Below are 15,661 nucleotides of genomic sequence, written 5' to 3' on the forward strand. Positions count from 1 at the left end.
CGTGTAGGCCAAAACACGCCGATCAATTCGTCTCTCACCTATCGTTTGTTCAGAACTGCAAATTAGCCTGTTCCGCTGATCCTTCCTCCAGTGTTGTAGTCTTCATGTTGGCAGACGCACTGAACCGCTATTGATGCAAAGCATAAAATGCGGGGTGAACGTTGTGGTCGTTTTTAAACTATACTTGGCACATTTCCCCTCTAGACGTTGGCGTTTGGGCTCGCGCTTAATCCGAACATACGGATCAAGAGGGCAACCCCATGAACAACGGATTGAGAAACAAGGGCCTTGCGACGCGGGCGATTCATGTGGGCGAAGAACCGGACCCGACCAACGGTGCATCTGCACCGGCTTTGCATATGTCCTCGACTTTTGTCACCGGCCAGGTGGCTGGGTTTTCCGCCCATGATCTCGAGGAAGAGGCCCCATACCTCTATGGGCGTTGGGCCAACCCCAACGTGCGGACGCTTGAAGCCAAAATAAGCGCGTTTGAAAGCACCGAGGATTGTATCTGTCTGGCGTCAGGCATGGCGGCTGCTACTGCGATTTTCCTGACGTTCCTGTCCGCCGGGGATCACGTGATCGTCTCTGACGTGTCTTATGCGGGCGTGGCCGAGCTGGCGCGGGATACGCTTCCGCGCTTGGGGATCGAGGTCAGCACGGTCAACATGTCTGATCTGGCGGCGGTATCAGCGGCGATCAGGTCGAACACGCGGCTGATTCATACGGAAACACCGGTTAACCCAATCGGGCGACTGACCGATCTGGCGGCGGTTTCCTCCATTGCACAAGATGCCGGGGCATTGTTGTCCTGTGATGCCACCTTTGCCTCTCCGCTGGGTCAACCCAGCAAAGATTTGGGCGTCGATCTGATCATGCACTCTGTGACCAAGTTCATAGGCGGTCATGGTGATGCCATTGGCGGAGCGGTGGCGGGCCGCAAAGAGTTGATTGAGAAGATCCGCAACGAGTCCGCCATTCATCACGGCAGCATCATGTCACCTTTCAACGCGTGGATGATTGCCCGGGGTATGGCCACTTTGCCGCTTCGAATGCAGGCACATCAGGCGGGTGCCATGGAGGTTGCCGAATGGCTTGAAACACGTGGGGCCGTCACCAAAGTCGTGTATCCGGGTCTGAAATCACACCCGCAATACGAATTGGCGCAACGGCAGATGCGAAACACATCCGGCATGATCACCTTCCAGGTGGGCGACAACGCGACCGGAGAAGCACTGGCCCAGCAGATGATCGAAAAACTGAAGATCGTTCACTATGCCGTGTCGCTGGGCCACCATCGCAGCCTGATCTTTTGGATGGGCACCGACGCTTTGATGCAGACCTCTTTCCGTCTGGAAGGGGCACAGCTGGAAAGCTATCGGGACTATGCAGGGGACGGCGTGTTCAGGTTGTCGGTTGGCCTTGAAGACCAAGAGGACCTGATCGCCGATCTTGCGCAGGTTTTGTGATCCGCCCACGTGAGAGGCGCGTCAGTCGGCGTTGTTAATCCGCCCGCGTAATTCTTCGGCCTCTTGCCGCGCGGCACGCAGGCCGTCCATCGCGGCGGCCAGCTCAGCTTCGGTCTGCGTCAGTTGGTTGGTCAACTCGGCTTCGCGCTGTTGCAGATAGGTGATGGCCTGATCACGGGTTTCTTCGGCCTCGTGCAACTCTTGGCTCATCCGGTCCAGATCAGCAACGTCGCTTTGGCGTACGCGGGAAAGGCGGTGAGCCAACCAGTTGGCAAACCATCCCATGCAGAAGGCCGCAAACAGAATGATGGCCGTGGCGATGATGAATTCGGTTCTGTTCAACTTACTGGTCCTCTGCATCCGCATCTGATGCGGTTGTGTCAGTCTGGTCTGTCTCGGGCGTGTCGGGTTCTGTCTCAGTCTCAAGCGCTTCGAGACCCGTTTCGTTGGCCTCGAAAGGCTCGGGGCGGATCAGACGGAACTCAATTCGGCGGTTTTCTTCCCGACCTTCTTCGGTGTCGTTATCAGCGATGGGCTGCGTTTCGCCATATCCCACGGCGGTGTAGCTGCTGGTGGGAATGCGCCGTCCGCGCAACTCGTTCAGAATCGACTGCGCGCGTGCCTGGCTGAGCTGCTGGTTCATCTCTTCGCGGCCCTGGCTGTCGGTGTGGCCCTGAATCTCAAGGCGGATCGGTCCGCAGTCCCGCAAGATATCGGCAATCTGGTTCACCGTGTCGCGCGAATCTGAAGCAATCGTGGTTGATCCGGGTTCGAACGCGATTTTGCGAGAAGCCTGAACTTCAGCAATCTGTTGTTCGCAGACTTCCGGGTCGGGCAGGGCATCTTCAGGCTCTGGTGGAGGCTGATAAGTGATCATCAGGGTGAATTCCTGCCCCTCACCCAGCTTGTCGGACAACTGCCTTGCGATGCGGGCCTTGGCGTCTTCTTCGTGGCTGATCCCGCTCAGTTCGACCATTTCAGGTGTCACGGTCAATGCCCCGTTATGCAGCTGCGCCAATGCCTCGAGCCCGGCTAGAACACGCACAGGCCAATCTGCGGGAAGATCGGACACAATGCGTGTGGCGGTATAAACTTGATTAGAGCCAAATGCGGCACGGGCATAGCTGTCGACCATGTCCCGCAGGGTCTCATCGCCCAGGCGTCCCCGCAGTTGTACCAAGCCTTCAGGGCTGCGGGTTGCGGAAAACTCAACCGGGCCTGAAGCATCCGTAGTCTCGGGTTCCGGCAACACGGCGTGCAGTGCAAAGACCGGCGGCAAGGCGGTTTCAAGCTCGCCCACCACCCGATCAAAAAGGGCAGGGTTTGTGCCTTGCGCCGCAACTAGCGTGATATCCGCGTCAGACAGCGTCACGGTGCCCTTGCCGATTTCGGACAGAGCCTGAATGCTCTGTTCGGCGGCTTCGGGCCAGCGGGGTGAGGGTTCTCCCAGACCGATGGTGCAAGAATAGTTGCCTTGCAAGCCCGCCTCGCGCGCGGCGGCCACGATGCGATCGCGGGCCTTTTCATCCTGGGCGGAACAGGCGTCAAACTGCCCGCCGTCATCATTTATCAGGTAGCGCAGTGTGAAGGGTGTGATGACGGGGCGAGGGGCCGAGATTGCCAAGCCGATGCGCAAGCTGGGCGGTGCGGCGCGCGTCAGGTCCTGTTCAAGCCGTTGTTTTTCCTCTTGGCTGTCCGCAATCGCGGTGATCTTGACCAAGCCAGAGCTGGCGGAAACTTTTGCACGAGGCAACCGCGCCAATGCCTCGATGGCGTAAGATATTGCGGCATCCCAGCCATCGGGCTTGGGATAATCTGCCGTTTCCATCAGATCCGACACTGCAACGCTCCGATCCAGGTTGCGCAGCCGGTCAATCAGGCTCGCCCTGTCCTCACTGGCGGGGATCAGACCGATGATCGAGATGCCGCCGTCATTGCGCAGGATTTCCGCCGAGAAGCGGGGTGGGGCCAGCGCCGAGGTGGCCTCGACCTCCATTTCGTCGATCACGCGGGATGTGTCGACTTCGGTCCCGGCCACAGTCAACGCGTTGAAACGTGTGGCCTCATCTGGTGCGGTGCCGGTCAGGATAACGCGCAAACCGTCGGATTCAACCTCGGCCCAGTCATGACCTTTGAGGTCCAGTGACCGCCTTACGGCGAATTCAGATGTCTCTTCGATTTTTGTGACGGCATAGCTGGCCGCCAACAGAGATAGCCCGGCTGAGACCAGAAAGATCAGTGAAACAGCGATAAAATACGGCAGACGCATGCTTGGGTTTGGCACTCCTCAGGCGTTTGGGCCGATCTTTACAGCCCTCATTCGACAGGTGCAATCAGAGCAGCAAGGCGACGCAAAGGAAGATCAGCGGAATCAAGCCGGTGTCGCGGTTGACCCGGAACAATTGCAGCAGCTTGGCGTTATCTTCCAGATCCAGACCGCGCAGCTGCCACATCATATGCCAGCCCATTGCCCAGGGACCGCAAAGCGCAACAACCAGCGCCAGAATCGAAGCATCCGGCACGCCTGCATCGATGATGGCCAATCCCATAAATGAAACGGTTGCCACCAGAAAGTACTTCAGCCACTTCGCCGTGTCTTCGCCAAACAGGCGTGCTGTGGATTTGATCCCCACCAACTCGTCATCCTCGGCGTCTTGATGGGCGTAGATCGTATCATAGAACAGAGTCCACGCGATCCCCGCCAGATATAGCGAAATTGCAGGCCACCCGACTGAGCCGCTATGCGCCGCCCAGGCCAGAAGCGCGCCCCAGTTGAAGGCCAGGCCCAGAAACACTTGCGGCCACCATGTGAACCGTTTGGCGTAAGGGTAAATTGTCACCGGCAGCAAGGACAGTACGCCCATCGCTATGGCCGCTTGATTGAAGCTGAGCAGAATGCCAAGTGCCAGCAGGCATTGCAGGATCATCCAGGCCGCTGCCTGCCGGACGCTGACCTGACCCGAGGGAATCGGGCGTGAACGTGTGCGTTCAACCTGCCCGTCGAAGTCCCGGTCTGTGATGTCGTTCCAGGTGCACCCCGCCCCCCGCATCAGAAAAGCGCCAAATGCGCAGCCAATGGCGATCCACAGATCTTCCCATCGGGGCTGGCCGTCATGCAGGATGGCCAAGGCCAAGCCCCACCAGCATGGAATCAGCAACAGCCATGTTCCAATGGGCCGGTCCGCGCGGCTGAGGCGCAGATAAGGGCGGGTGAAGGCTGGCGCATAGGTATCGACCCAGTTGCCGGTGACAGCATCGGCGACTTGACCGTCTGGTGTTGGGGCATTGCCTTGCATATGTAAGGTCTCATGAGTGCGAAGATCAGACTGTATGTAGAGCAGCCCTTGGGTCAGGGGCAATCGGTTCCTTTGACGCGCGACCAGGCGCATTATTTGTTTGGTGTGATGCGACTGACGGTTGGTGGGGTCGTAGCCTTGTTCAATGGCAAGGATGGCGAGTGGTTGGCTGAAGTGGTTGAAGCCGGAAAGCGGGGTGGAGTACTGAGCTGCACCACGCAGACCAAACCTTTGCAATTGCCGCCCGATTTGTGGTTTCTGTTTGCACCTATCAAAAAAGCCCGCACGGATTTTATCGTTGAAAAAGCTGCCGAAATGGGCGCGGCTCGCATCCTGCCGGTACAGACCGAGTTTACCAATTCCGAACGCATCCGTCAGGATCGCTTGCAGGCTCATGCGGTCGAGGCCGCGGAACAATGCGGCGGCACCTTCGTACCCGAAGTCACCGATCTGCAGCGGCTGGATCGTGTCTTAGATAATTGGCCCGAGGACCGTCAGTTGATGTTTTGCAACGAGGCCGAGGTCGGCTCAGCCCTGCGATTGGCTGCTAACGAAAAAGGACGGCCATGGGCGATTCTCGTCGGCCCCGAAGGTGGCTTTTCTGAGAAAGAACGCGCCCGACTGTCAGCTCTGCCATATGCGCATGTGGTCAGCCTTGGCCCGCGCATCCTGCGGGCGGATACGGCGGCTGTGGCGGCGTTGACGATGTGGCAGCAGGCGCTGGGGGATTGGGCGTGACACCACCGCCCCGGCTGCACGTTTTAACGGCTTTGGGGTTAGATCAAGCAATTGTTTTGCGTCGAGGTCCGACCGACCAAGTTGCTGTATTGATGTGGGACCGCAGCGTCGGCACTGTAAGGCTTGGGCAATGGCTTGGGGCCCGAATCCACGAACACAGATGCGATCTTTCCCCGTCAGGCCGACATCTGGTCTATTTCGCGTGCAAAGGTGGTCGCTGCTGGACGGCCGTTTCCAAAGCGCCCTGGCTTACGGCGATCGCGTACTGGCCCCAATCCGACAGCTGGTTCGGCGGCGGCGCTTTCACTGCGGACGGCAGGCTTTGGCTGAACGGCGCAACACCTCCTGAAGACCTGCCCGACGGCCTGAGAGCAGCCGAGGCCGACAGCTTCCCAAATTCGACCGACGGTTTTCACATGGGAGATCTCGTCTCATCTCGCCTGCAGCAAAGGGGTTGGGTCCGTGCGGGCGGCGAAAAGTATGAAATAGAACTGAGGCTGGACCTGGTCGAAAACTGGAGTCTGAGGCAAACATTCACGATTGGAGAAAATAACCGCGCACATATTTCCAGTCAGTATGCCTTGTTGCCACCTCACGACGGGCCGGCAATATGTTGCTCAGGATGGGAATGGGCGGACCGTTTTGGCGACTTGTTGCAATGGGCGGAAAACGGAAAGTTGTGGCAGACGCAGTTGGCCGATGCGGGTGGGATTGAAAATCGTCAACTGGTGCACGATTTCACGTCCATGCAGTTTGAAGCAATACAGGCACCGTATTCGGGCGTTTCTGTTGGAGAGTACAGATGAGTTTCATCCGACCCGAGGCAAAACTGGCGCTGTGGCGCTGGCGCGAAGTTTTGGTTGCTTTCTTTGTCCTAATCCTCGGCCTCAGCTGGGTCAGCGGGCCGGGTGGGTTGTTGGCATGGTTGGGCTGGTTCCTGATCTTGGTGTCTGTGGCATTGGCGGTCATTGGCATACAACGCGCCCGATTCAGAACCGGCGCAGGTGGGCAGGGTGTGGTGACCGTGGATGAAGGTCAGATCACCTATCTGGGTCCTTTGGATGGCGGCATCGTGGCGACTCGCGAGATTGAACGGCTTGCGCTCGACCCGACCTCAAGCCCGGCGCATTGGGTTTTGGATCAGTCGGGACAACCGGCGCTTCACATTCCTGTGAATGCAGAAGGGGCAGAGGCTTTGTTTGATGTGTTCTCTAGCCTGCCTGGGTTGAAAACCGAACAGATGCTGTCGGAACTCAACGGTAAATCACGACATCCCGTCGTCATCTGGGAACGCACCCCATCGCGCCCGGCACATTTGCGGTTGCATTGACACTGGCGTCATTTACGACCACGACTGACCTTCAAGACAGACACATCAGGATCGGAGCACGGTTCATGTCCATCCCTCAGTCCGGCGGCGGTCCGATCGAACGCCATGAGCAACTGGCCGAGTATCTGGAATCAGGCTGCAAGCCCAAAGAAGACTGGCGCATCGGCACCGAGCATGAAAAGTTCGGCTATTGCAAAGACACGCTGAAGCCGCTGCCGTTTGAAGGCAAACGCTCGATTGTGGCCGTGCTGGAAGGTCTGCGGGATCGCCATGGCTGGGGCGAAGTGCGCGAAGGCGACAAGCTGATCGGTCTTGAAAAAGACGGTGCAAATGTCAGCCTGGAACCCGGTGGCGCGCTGGAGCTTTCCGGTGCCCCGCTTGAGACGATCCACGAGACCTGCGATGAGGTAAACACCCACCTGCGTGAGGTGAAGGACATCGCCGACGAGATCGGCGTTGGTTTCATTGGTCTGGGCGCGGCCCCGATATGGACCCACGAGGAAATGCCGTTGATGCCGAAAGGGCGTTATCGGTTGATGAACGACTATATGGAAAAGGTCGGCACCATGGGCCGCGCCATGATGCGGCGCACTTGCACGGTTCAGGTCAATATCGACTTCGGGTCCGAGGCCGACATGGTGCAGAAACTGCGCGTTGCGCTGGCGCTGCAACCTGTGGCGACCGCCTTGTTTGCCAATTCGCCTTTCTTTGAAGGCAAGCCCAATGGCCAGAAAAGCTGGCGCAGCCATATCTGGCGGCATCTGGACGACGCCCGGACGGGTATGCTGCCTTTTGTGTTCGAAGACGGCTTTGGGTTCGAACGTTACGTGCAATACGCGCTGGATGTACCGATGTATTTTGTCTATCGCGACGGCCAGTATATCAACGCGCTAGGTATGTCGTTCCGCGACTTCCTCAAAGGGGAATTGCCTGCTCTGCCGGGTGAAACACCGACCCTCAGCGATTGGGCCGATCACCTGACCACGGCCTTCCCCGAAGCACGGATCAAGAAATACATGGAGATGCGCGGGGCGGATGGTGGCCCGTGGCGTCGCCTGTGTGCGCTGCCCGCCTTCTGGGTTGGTTTGACTTACGATCAGGGCGCGCTGGATGCGGCGTGGGATCTGGTTAAGGGCTGGGATGCGGAAACGCGCGAGGAACTGCGCGTACAAGCTGCGGTCAATGGCCTTCAGGCGCAGGTCGGTGACATCAACATGCACGATCTGGCGCGCGAGGTTGTTGCGATCTCTGAGGCCGGGTTGAAGGCCCGCGCGCGCCCCGGTGCAGGGGGGCTGGTCCCGGATGAGACACATTTCCTGAACGCGCTCAAGGAAAGCATCGACACTGGTAAGGTTCCGGCAGATGAGTTGCTGGATCACTACAATGGCGACTGGAATGGCGACCTGACCCGGATTTTCCCGGAATACAGCTATTGATCCGCACCGTCCCGCTTGCATTCGCGGGGCGGGGCCGATAGCAGGTTCTCGACAAAATTCAGAGGGCCGTCATGGACGATCTTAAGGCAAAATATCTGGGCCAAATCGCCGAAGCAGGCGACGAAAACGCGCTTGAGGCGATCCGCGTCGCGGCTGTCGGTAAAAAAGGCGAGGTCGCGTTGAAGATGCGCGAGCTGGGCAAGATGACGCCCGAGGAACGTCAGGTTGCAGGCCCCGCGCTGAACGCCCTGAAGGATGAGATCAACTCGGCGCTCTCTGCAAAAAAGGCCGCGTTGGCCGATGCCGCGCTGGATGAACGTCTGCGCACCGAATGGCTGGACGTCACCCTGCCGACCCGCGCGCGCCGTCAGGGCTCGATCCACCCGATCAGCCAGGCGACCGAGGAACTGACCGCGATCTTTGCCGAACTGGGTTTCTCGGTGGCCGAAGGGCCGCGGATCGAAACCGACTGGTACAATTTCGACGCCCTGAACATTCCCGGCCATCACCCCGCGCGGGCCGAGATGGATACGTTCTACATGCACCGCGCCGAGGGCGACAATCGCCCGCCGCATGTGCTGCGCACCCATACGTCTCCGGTGCAGATCCGGTCGATGGAGAAACAGGGCGCACCGATCCGCGTGATCTGTCCGGGCGGTGTCTATCGCGCCGACTATGACCAAACCCACACGCCGATGTTCCATCAGGTCGAGGGGCTGGCCATCGACAAAGACATCTCGATGGCGAACCTGAAATGGGTTCTGGAAGAGTTCGTGAAGGCCTTCTTCGAGGTCGACGACGTCGAGCTGCGCTTCCGCGCCTCGCACTTCCCATTCACCGAGCCGTCGGCCGAGGTCGATATCCGCTGTTCCTGGGACAACGGCCAGCTGAAGATCGGCGAGGGCGACGACTGGATGGAGATCCTCGGCTCTGGCATGGTCCACCCCAAGGTGATCGCCGCCGGTGGGATTGATCCTGAGGTCTATCAAGGCTTTGCCTTTGGTATCGGGATCGACCGTCTGGCGATGCTGAAATACGGCATTCCGGATTTGCGGGCGTTCTTTGATTCCGACTTGCGGTGGTTGCGCCACTACGGGTTTGCGGCTCTGGATATGCCGAACCTGCATGGTGGTTTGTCTCGGTAGAGAGCACATTGGACGACTGGCTGACCGCATAAAAGGATTGGTGGAAGCAAAAGGTTTCTAGGCATCCGCTGCTTTGGTGTTTGTGTTTGTTCCTCGCGATGTTTGTGATGCCAACGTTTGTGCTGTGGGTTTGGAAAAGCCAGCCGGTTGCGGTTCTGATTGCTTTTGTTGCATCGGCATTTCTGTTCTTGCCCGGAGTTCTTATTGCTGGATTCGAGTTTTTGCGGCCTGCTGTTTTTCAGATGCGCGACAGATTTCAGAGAGAAAAAACTCAGGACTTAATTAACAAACGCAACTACGGGTTTTGGAAGTGGTGGTGAGCAGTTGGTTTGGCTGCTAAGCGCGGAGCAAAGGCCGATAGGCCGCCGCGCTATCGCCAGACCGCCCGCACGGGCTGGCGATTTGTCTCCGCCAGCGCGACGTTCGAACAGCGCGCGGATTTGGCCTCCATAAACTACCCACCACCAATCAAGGATCGCCATCCCGCGGTCTGGCGACACCACTGCTTGTTACAGGTTCCCACGGGGTTGTGACGTGACTTGGCGCTCTGGCTGGCTAGGGTCAGGCGCATGATTTATCGACTGCTTTGCCTTCTGTTGCTGACCGCCTCACCCGCCTTCGCCATGGGACCATCGAACACCGACTGCCACGGCGACACGGCCTGTGAGGTCGGCGACCGCTCGTACCATGTGCTGGAACCCGAAGGATGGGACGGCGAAACGCCTCTGCCTGTGTTGCTGCATTTCCACGGCTGGGCGCGGCAGGGGACCGTGGTCGTGAACCATGAGCGCATTGCCGGAGCGACCAAGCTGCGGGGCGTGCTGCTGGTGGCCCCGAACGGGCTGGGCAAAAGCTGGAATTTCTGGACCTCGGACACTGGCGATGTGCCTTTTGCCGACCGGGTGCTGGAGGACGTGGCCAAGCGCTATCCGATTGACCCCGACCGCATCTATGTCTCGGGCTATTCCTTCGGCGGCGCGATGGCGTGGCGCTATGTGTGCCAGTCAGGCAACGACATCGCCGCTTTGCTGGCCGTTGCGGGCAGCATTCGCCAGACAGAAAACTGCCCCGAAGGCCCGCGTGAGGCGCGGCATGTGCATGGCCTCAGCGATACGGTGATGGATTTTCCTTATGGCGCGAATGGCGACACGACCTATCCGGTCTCGCTGTGGCGTGAAAAGTACAATTGCAACGGAGCAACCCCGCGCGGTGATTGGAGCGTAGTGCCGATCCTGACGCTCAGCCGCGTGGAATGGACCGATTGCGCACAGGGGCAGGTGGTGCTGGACACCCATCCGGGCGGGCATTTCATCCCGCATGGCTGGATCGGGCGTCAATTGGACGAGCTTTTGGGCCGCACCCCAACCTATCCATGACGCACAGCGCTTGCACCTTGGTCCATTCTTTGCCATTGCCTGTGCCGACTGGATATCTGCCCAAAAAGGCCCCGTGCAATGAAATTCACTCTGTCCTGGCTGAAAGACCACCTCGACACTGACGCTTCGGTTGATGAGATCGCCGAGGCGCTGACCGACCTTGGCCTGGAGGTCGAAGAGATCGTGAACCCGGCGGACCGGTTGGCGGGCTTTACGCTGGGCCATGTCAAACATGCCGAGAAACACCCGGACGCTGACAAGCTGCGGGTCTGCACGGTTGAAACAGATGAGGGTGATCTGCAGATCATCTGCGGGGCCCCGAACGCGCGTGAAGGCATCACCGTCGTGGTTTGCAAGCCGGGCATGTACATACCCGGTCTGGATATCACCATCAGCGTCGGCAAGATCCGGGGCGTCGAAAGCTTTGGCATGATGGCCTCGGAACGTGAGCTGGAGCTGTCGGAGGAGCATGACGGCATCATCGAGCTACCCTCGGGCGAAGTTGGCGACAAATTTGTGGACTGGCTGGCCGAGAACGATCCGTCGAAGGTCGATCCGATGATCGAGATCGCGATCACGCCGAACCGGCCCGATGCGTTGGGCGTTGAAGGGATCGCGCGTGATCTGGCCGCGCGTGGTATCGGTACGCTGAAACAGCGTGACTATGCGCCGGTTCCCGGGGATTTCGAGTGCCCGATCAAGGTGAGCATTGACGAAGACACTTTGGACGGCGCGCCGCATTTCACCGGGCGTTTGATCCGGGGTGTCAAGAACGGCCCCAGCCCGCAGTGGCTGCAGGATCAGCTGAAGGCTATTGGCCTGCGTCCGATCTCGGCCTTGGTGGACATCACCAACTATATGACCTTCGACCACAACCGCCCGCTGCACGTGTTTGATGCGGACAAGGTCCAAGGCAACCTGTGGGTGCATCGCGCCAAAGGTGGTGAGACGCTGGTCGCACTGGATGAGAAAGAATACACTCTGCAGCCGGGCATGATGGTGATTTCGGACGACAAAGGCCCGGAATCGATTGCCGGGATCATGGGGGGCGAGGAAACAGGCTGCACCGAAGAGACGGTTAACGTCTTCCTCGAAAGCGCGTTTTGGGATCATGTGCAGATTGCCCTTACGGGTCGCGCGCTCAAGATCAATTCGGACGCGCGGTACCGGTTCGAGCGCGGTGTTGATCCAGATTACACCCGTGAAGGGTTGGAACACGCAACCCAGATGATCCTGGATATCTGCGGCGGCGAAGCCTCCAACGTGGTCGAAGCGGGCAAGGCCCCGAACCACGGGCGGGCTTACAAGTTGGACGCGGCACGGGTGCAGTCTCTGGTCGGTATGGATATTCCGGAAAGCGAACAGCGTCAGACCCTGACCCGCCTGGGTTTCCGCCTTGAGGGTGAGATGGCTCATGTGCCAAGCTGGCGACCAGACGTTCTGGGCGAGGCCGATCTGGTGGAAGAGGTCGCGCGGATTGCGTCGCTGACCAAGTTGCAGGGCAAACCGTTGCCACGTGTGACGGATGGAATCCCGAAGGCGGTTATGACACCGACGCAGCGCCGCCAGTCCATGGCGCGCCGCACCTGCGCGGCGCTTGGCTATAATGAATGCGTCAGCTACACCTTCATTGATCAGGCGTCCGCAGCGCTGTTCGGTGGTGGCGACGATGCAACCCAACTGGAAAACCCGATCTCTTCCGAGATGAGCCACATGCGCCCGGATTTGCTGCCGGGTCTGTTGCAGGCCGCTGCCCGCAATCAGGCACGCGGCTATGCAGACGTGGCTCTGTTCGAGGTTGGCCCGGTGTTCCATGACGGTGAACCCGGCGACCAGAAAACCCAGATCACCGGCTTGCTGGTTGGGCGCTCCGGCCCCAAGGATGTGCACGGTGCTTCGCGGCCGGTGGACGTGTTTGACGCCAAGGCAGATGCTGAGGCTATACTGGCTGCCATCGGTGCACCGGCGAAGGTACAGATCCTGCGCGACGGGGATGCCTGGTGGCATCCGGGGCGTCACGGCAAGATTTGTTTGGGTCCGAAAAAGGTGCTGGGTGTGTTCGGTGAATTGCACCCGCGTGTGCTGCAGGCGATGGACATCAAGGGCCCGGCGATGGCGTTTACCATCTGGCCTGACGAGGTGCCTCTGCCCCGCAAATCAGGTGCCACCCGTGCCGCATTGGAGTTGCGAGATCTTCAAGCGGTCGAACGTGACTTTGCCTTTGTCGTCGATGAAGGCGTCGAGGCGCTGACGCTGGTGAATGCTGCAGCGGGTGCTGACAAGGCGCTGATCGAGGATGTGCGTGTCTTTGACGAATTCATCGGTGGCAGCTTGGGTGAAGGTAAGAAATCTCTGGCCATCACTGTGCGGTTGCAACCGACGGACACGACGCTGAAAGAAAAAGACATCGAAGCGGTGGCCGAAAAGATCATCGCCAAAGTCACGAAGGCGACCGGTGGCGTCCTGCGCGGGTAACTCAGGATCGCCATCGGCGATAGTATTCTTAAAAAGATGAAGGGGCCGACGACGCCTTTTCTGCGTTTGCGGAGGACTAAAGATGCTGAACGTTTACCTCTCGGGCGAAATTCACACCGACTGGCGGGAACAGATCATTGAGGGCGCGCAAGGGTTGGATATGACATTCAATAGCCCTGTGACCGATCATGCCGCCAGCGACGATTGCGGTGTGGCCATTCTAGGGGCCGAGCCGAACAAGTATTGGCATGACCACAAGGGCGCGATGGTCAATGCGATCCGCACACGCAAGGGGATTGCGGATGCGGACGTGGTGGTTGTCCGCTTCGGCGACAAGTACAAACAGTGGAACGCCGCCTTTGACGCAGGTTATGCGGCGGCGCTTGGCAAGTCGATCATCGTGCTGCACGGCCCTGATCATCAACACGCGCTGAAAGAAGTTGATGCTGCCGCGCTGGCCGTTGCTGAAGAACCTGCTCAGGTCGTTGAAATCCTGCGCTATGTTCTCATCGGCGCTTTGCCGGGCTGAGCAATGCGAGAAGGGTGCCGGCCAAGGCACCCTTTCATCTGCCAAGCCATTTAACCGCGCGCAGGTATGTTTTTGCCGCGTTGCACTGCCGGGCGCTGCATAAATCGGTCGACATAGGCGACGACATTGACGTGGTCGTCCCAGCCGACAACGTCTTTTGCGCCGTAGAAATCCAACGCATTCAGCCACGGGGCAAGGGCGATGTCTGCGACGGAAAACTCGCCAGCGATCCAGTCCTGCCCCTCCAACTGGGTGTTAACAACGTTTAAAAGGCGCTTGGCTTCGTTGAAATAGCGTTCGCGTGGGCGTGGATCTTCGATCTCGCTGCCTGCGAATTTGTAAAAAAAGCCAAGCTGACCGAACATTGGCCCAACGCCGCCCATCTGAAACATCAGCCATTGGGTGATACGGTGCTTGTCAGAGGCGCTTTGTCCCAGCAACTTTCCTGACTTCTCAGCTAGATACAGCAGGATCGCACCGCTTTCGAACAGGGCAAGCGGTTTACCGTCCGGGCCGTTGGGGTCAATAATGGCAGGGATTTTGTTGTTCGGATTCAGCGATAGAAACTCGGGGCTTTTGACATCTGCATCCGCGAGCGTTACCAGATGAGCCTCATAAGGCAGGCCGGTTTCCTCAAGCATGATCGATGCTTTGACGCCGTTTGGTGTCGGATAGGAGTAGAGTTGGATCTTGTCCGGGGATTGGGCAGGCCAGCGGGCCATAATCGGATGAGCTGTGTTGTCCGCCATTGGGGGCTCCTGTTTGAATATCTGTTGAAAGCTAGGGGCCAATCCGCCGTCATGTAAGCCCTTTGCCCTGTGCATCTCCGGTCAGGCCGTGTTTTTTGACGAACAACGGGGAAATCCGGCGAAACTCGCACCTAGACCGAAACGCAATCTTAGCTCACAATCCGGTGACCCCCCGCGAAAACCTCGCGGGTTTCTTGCTGTTGAAAGGAGATGCGCGTGGATGAGGTCGTAACACAGGTGGGCGAGTACGCCCCGCTGATCATGAATGCGGTCAAGGCGCTTGTCGTTCTGGTTCTGGGCTGGATTGTGGCTGGGGCAGTCGGAGGCATGGTGCGGCGTCGGATCAATTCCACTCCACATATCGATCCCACACTCGGGAACTTTATGGCGAGCCTTGTCAAATGGGCCATTCTGGCCATGGTTCTGGTTGCCGTCTTGGGCATATTCGGAATTCAGGCCACCAGTATCGTCGCCATTCTGGGTGCTGCGTCGCTGGCCATCGGTCTGGCGCTGCAAGGGACGCTCAGCGATTTGGCGGCTGGCGTTATGCTGGTGGTGTTCCGACCCTACAAGCTGGGCCAGTATGTGGATATCGGTGGCACGGCGGGGACGGTGAAGGACCTGAACCTCTTTACCACCGAGCTGGTGACACCAGACAATGTGCAGATCATCGTACCGAACGGTCAGTCCTGGGGTTCGATCATCACCAATTACTCTGCCCATGACACACGGCGTGTCGATCTGGTGTTCGGTATCGACTATGGCGACAGCGCTGACAAAGCGATGCAGATCATTCTGGATGTGGCCAAAGCTGACAGCCGTATTCACAGTGATCCTGAACCATGGGTCAAAGTCACGAACCTGGGCGACAGTTCGGTCGATCTGACGGCACGCCTTTGGTGCGATGCCGCCGACTATTGGGATGCGAAATTCGAGCTGACCAAAGCGATCAAGGAAGCCTTTGACGACAAAGGCATCTCGATTCCCTATCCCCACGCGGTGGAGATCCAGAAACAAGGCTGAGGGCTTCCGCCCGTCGATTGGGCGCTGGGATACTTTCGTTCCTTTGAGGCAGGCACCGCGCATTGGCGCGGTGCTTTTTTTGTGAGTTGCGGTGA

15 protein-coding genes are annotated in these 15,661 nt (G+C 58.8%); 11 read left to right on the plus strand and 4 right to left on the minus strand.

Annotated features, from left to right (window positions below):
• Positions 1 to 260 precede the first annotated feature (260 nt).
• Positions 261 to 1,469, plus strand: a complete 1,209-nt coding sequence (locus GS632_RS10155) for a PLP-dependent aspartate aminotransferase family protein (protein WP_171721812.1) — start codon at positions 261 to 263, stop codon at positions 1,467 to 1,469.
• Positions 1,470 to 1,490: 21 nt separating this feature from the next.
• Here the strand turns inward: GS632_RS10155 and GS632_RS10160 are convergent, their stop codons facing one another.
• The 3 genes from GS632_RS10160 to ubiA form a co-directional block, all read right to left on the minus strand.
• The gene (locus GS632_RS10160) at positions 1,491 to 1,811 is read right to left on the minus strand and encodes a hypothetical protein (RefSeq protein ID WP_050603973.1); all 321 of its coding nucleotides are present in this window, start codon (positions 1,809 to 1,811) and stop codon (positions 1,491 to 1,493) included.
• A 1-nt stretch (position 1,812) separates the two neighbouring features.
• Positions 1,813 to 3,738, minus strand: a complete 1,926-nt coding sequence (locus GS632_RS10165; RefSeq protein ID WP_171721811.1) for an OmpA family protein — start codon at positions 3,736 to 3,738, stop codon at positions 1,813 to 1,815.
• 64 nt (positions 3,739 to 3,802) lie between these two features.
• A complete protein-coding gene (ubiA, locus tag GS632_RS10170; protein WP_171235010.1) occupies positions 3,803 to 4,765 on the minus strand; it encodes a 4-hydroxybenzoate octaprenyltransferase in 963 nt (320 codons plus the stop codon).
• Between the two features lie 12 nt (positions 4,766 to 4,777).
• Here ubiA and GS632_RS10175 point away from each other — a divergent pair, with 12 nt between their 5' ends.
• The 9 genes from GS632_RS10175 (at position 4,778) to GS632_RS10215 (ending at position 13,794) form a co-directional block, all read left to right on the plus strand.
• Positions 4,778 to 5,503, plus strand: coding sequence for a 16S rRNA (uracil(1498)-N(3))-methyltransferase (locus GS632_RS10175; RefSeq protein ID WP_171721810.1), 726 nt, complete (start codon positions 4,778 to 4,780; stop codon positions 5,501 to 5,503).
• A complete protein-coding gene (locus GS632_RS10180; RefSeq protein WP_171721809.1) occupies positions 5,500 to 6,309 on the plus strand; it encodes a hypothetical protein in 810 nt (269 codons plus the stop codon). The genes GS632_RS10175 and GS632_RS10180 overlap by 4 nt, the downstream gene beginning before the upstream one ends.
• A complete protein-coding gene (locus tag GS632_RS10185) occupies positions 6,306 to 6,833 on the plus strand; it encodes a hypothetical protein (RefSeq protein ID WP_171178996.1) in 528 nt (175 codons plus the stop codon). Before GS632_RS10180 ends, GS632_RS10185 begins: the two co-directional genes overlap by 4 nt.
• Positions 6,834 to 6,898: 65 nt before the next feature.
• Positions 6,899 to 8,269, plus strand: a complete 1,371-nt coding sequence (locus GS632_RS10190) for a glutamate--cysteine ligase (RefSeq protein ID WP_171183819.1) — start codon at positions 6,899 to 6,901, stop codon at positions 8,267 to 8,269.
• A 71-nt stretch (positions 8,270 to 8,340) separates the two neighbouring features.
• Positions 8,341 to 9,414: a phenylalanine--tRNA ligase subunit alpha gene (gene pheS / locus GS632_RS10195; RefSeq protein ID WP_171179000.1), complete on the plus strand. Its 1,074-nt coding sequence runs from the start codon at positions 8,341 to 8,343 to the stop codon at positions 9,412 to 9,414.
• Positions 9,415 to 9,500: 86 nt separating this feature from the next.
• Positions 9,501 to 9,734 carry a hypothetical protein gene (locus GS632_RS10200; RefSeq protein ID WP_171721808.1) on the plus strand — a complete coding sequence of 78 codons (234 nt, stop codon included), beginning with the start codon at positions 9,501 to 9,503 and terminating at the stop codon, positions 9,732 to 9,734.
• A 249-nt stretch (positions 9,735 to 9,983) separates the two neighbouring features.
• Positions 9,984 to 10,790 carry a PHB depolymerase family esterase gene (locus GS632_RS10205; RefSeq protein WP_171721807.1) on the plus strand — a complete coding sequence of 269 codons (807 nt, stop codon included), beginning with the start codon at positions 9,984 to 9,986 and terminating at the stop codon, positions 10,788 to 10,790.
• 78 nt (positions 10,791 to 10,868) lie between these two features.
• A complete protein-coding gene (gene pheT / locus GS632_RS10210; protein ID WP_171721806.1) occupies positions 10,869 to 13,265 on the plus strand; it encodes a phenylalanine--tRNA ligase subunit beta in 2,397 nt (798 codons plus the stop codon).
• Positions 13,266 to 13,347: 82 nt separating this feature from the next.
• Positions 13,348 to 13,794, plus strand: a complete 447-nt coding sequence (locus GS632_RS10215) for a YtoQ family protein (RefSeq protein ID WP_171179007.1) — start codon at positions 13,348 to 13,350, stop codon at positions 13,792 to 13,794.
• Between the two features lie 50 nt (positions 13,795 to 13,844).
• Here GS632_RS10215 and GS632_RS10220 read toward each other — a convergent pair whose 3' ends face one another.
• Entirely contained in the window at positions 13,845 to 14,543 is a 699-nt protein-coding gene (locus GS632_RS10220; protein WP_171721805.1) for a glutathione S-transferase family protein, read from the minus strand.
• Positions 14,544 to 14,753: 210 nt separating this feature from the next.
• Here GS632_RS10220 and GS632_RS10225 point away from each other — a divergent pair, with 210 nt between their 5' ends.
• A complete protein-coding gene (locus GS632_RS10225) occupies positions 14,754 to 15,566 on the plus strand; it encodes a mechanosensitive ion channel family protein (protein ID WP_174836591.1) in 813 nt (270 codons plus the stop codon).
• Positions 15,567 to 15,661 lie beyond the last annotated feature (95 nt).

This window comes from Ruegeria sp. HKCCD7296 (assembly GCF_013110775.1).
Classification (GTDB): domain Bacteria; phylum Pseudomonadota; class Alphaproteobacteria; order Rhodobacterales; family Rhodobacteraceae; genus Ruegeria.

Coding starts and splice junctions, on each gene's coding strand:
- GS632_RS10155 (WP_171721812.1), top strand. CDS start 261: ATGAACAACGGATTGAGAAACAAGGGCCTTGCGACGCGGGCGATTCAT.
- GS632_RS10165 (WP_171721811.1), bottom strand. CDS start 3,738: ATGCGTCTGCCGTATTTTATCGCTGTTTCACTGATCTTTCTGGTCTCA.
- ubiA (WP_171235010.1), bottom strand. CDS start 4,765: ATGCAAGGCAATGCCCCAACACCAGACGGTCAAGTCGCCGATGCTGTC.
- GS632_RS10175 (WP_171721810.1), top strand. CDS start 4,778: ATGAGTGCGAAGATCAGACTGTATGTAGAGCAGCCCTTGGGTCAGGGG.
- GS632_RS10185 (WP_171178996.1), top strand. CDS start 6,306: ATGAGTTTCATCCGACCCGAGGCAAAACTGGCGCTGTGGCGCTGGCGC.
- GS632_RS10190 (WP_171183819.1), top strand. CDS start 6,899: ATGTCCATCCCTCAGTCCGGCGGCGGTCCGATCGAACGCCATGAGCAA.
- pheS (WP_171179000.1), top strand. CDS start 8,341: ATGGACGATCTTAAGGCAAAATATCTGGGCCAAATCGCCGAAGCAGGC.
- GS632_RS10205 (WP_171721807.1), top strand. CDS start 9,984: ATGATTTATCGACTGCTTTGCCTTCTGTTGCTGACCGCCTCACCCGCC.
- pheT (WP_171721806.1), top strand. CDS start 10,869: ATGAAATTCACTCTGTCCTGGCTGAAAGACCACCTCGACACTGACGCT.
- GS632_RS10215 (WP_171179007.1), top strand. CDS start 13,348: ATGCTGAACGTTTACCTCTCGGGCGAAATTCACACCGACTGGCGGGAA.
- GS632_RS10220 (WP_171721805.1), bottom strand. CDS start 14,543: ATGGCGGACAACACAGCTCATCCGATTATGGCCCGCTGGCCTGCCCAA.
- GS632_RS10225 (WP_174836591.1), top strand. CDS start 14,754: ATGCGCGTGGATGAGGTCGTAACACAGGTGGGCGAGTACGCCCCGCTG.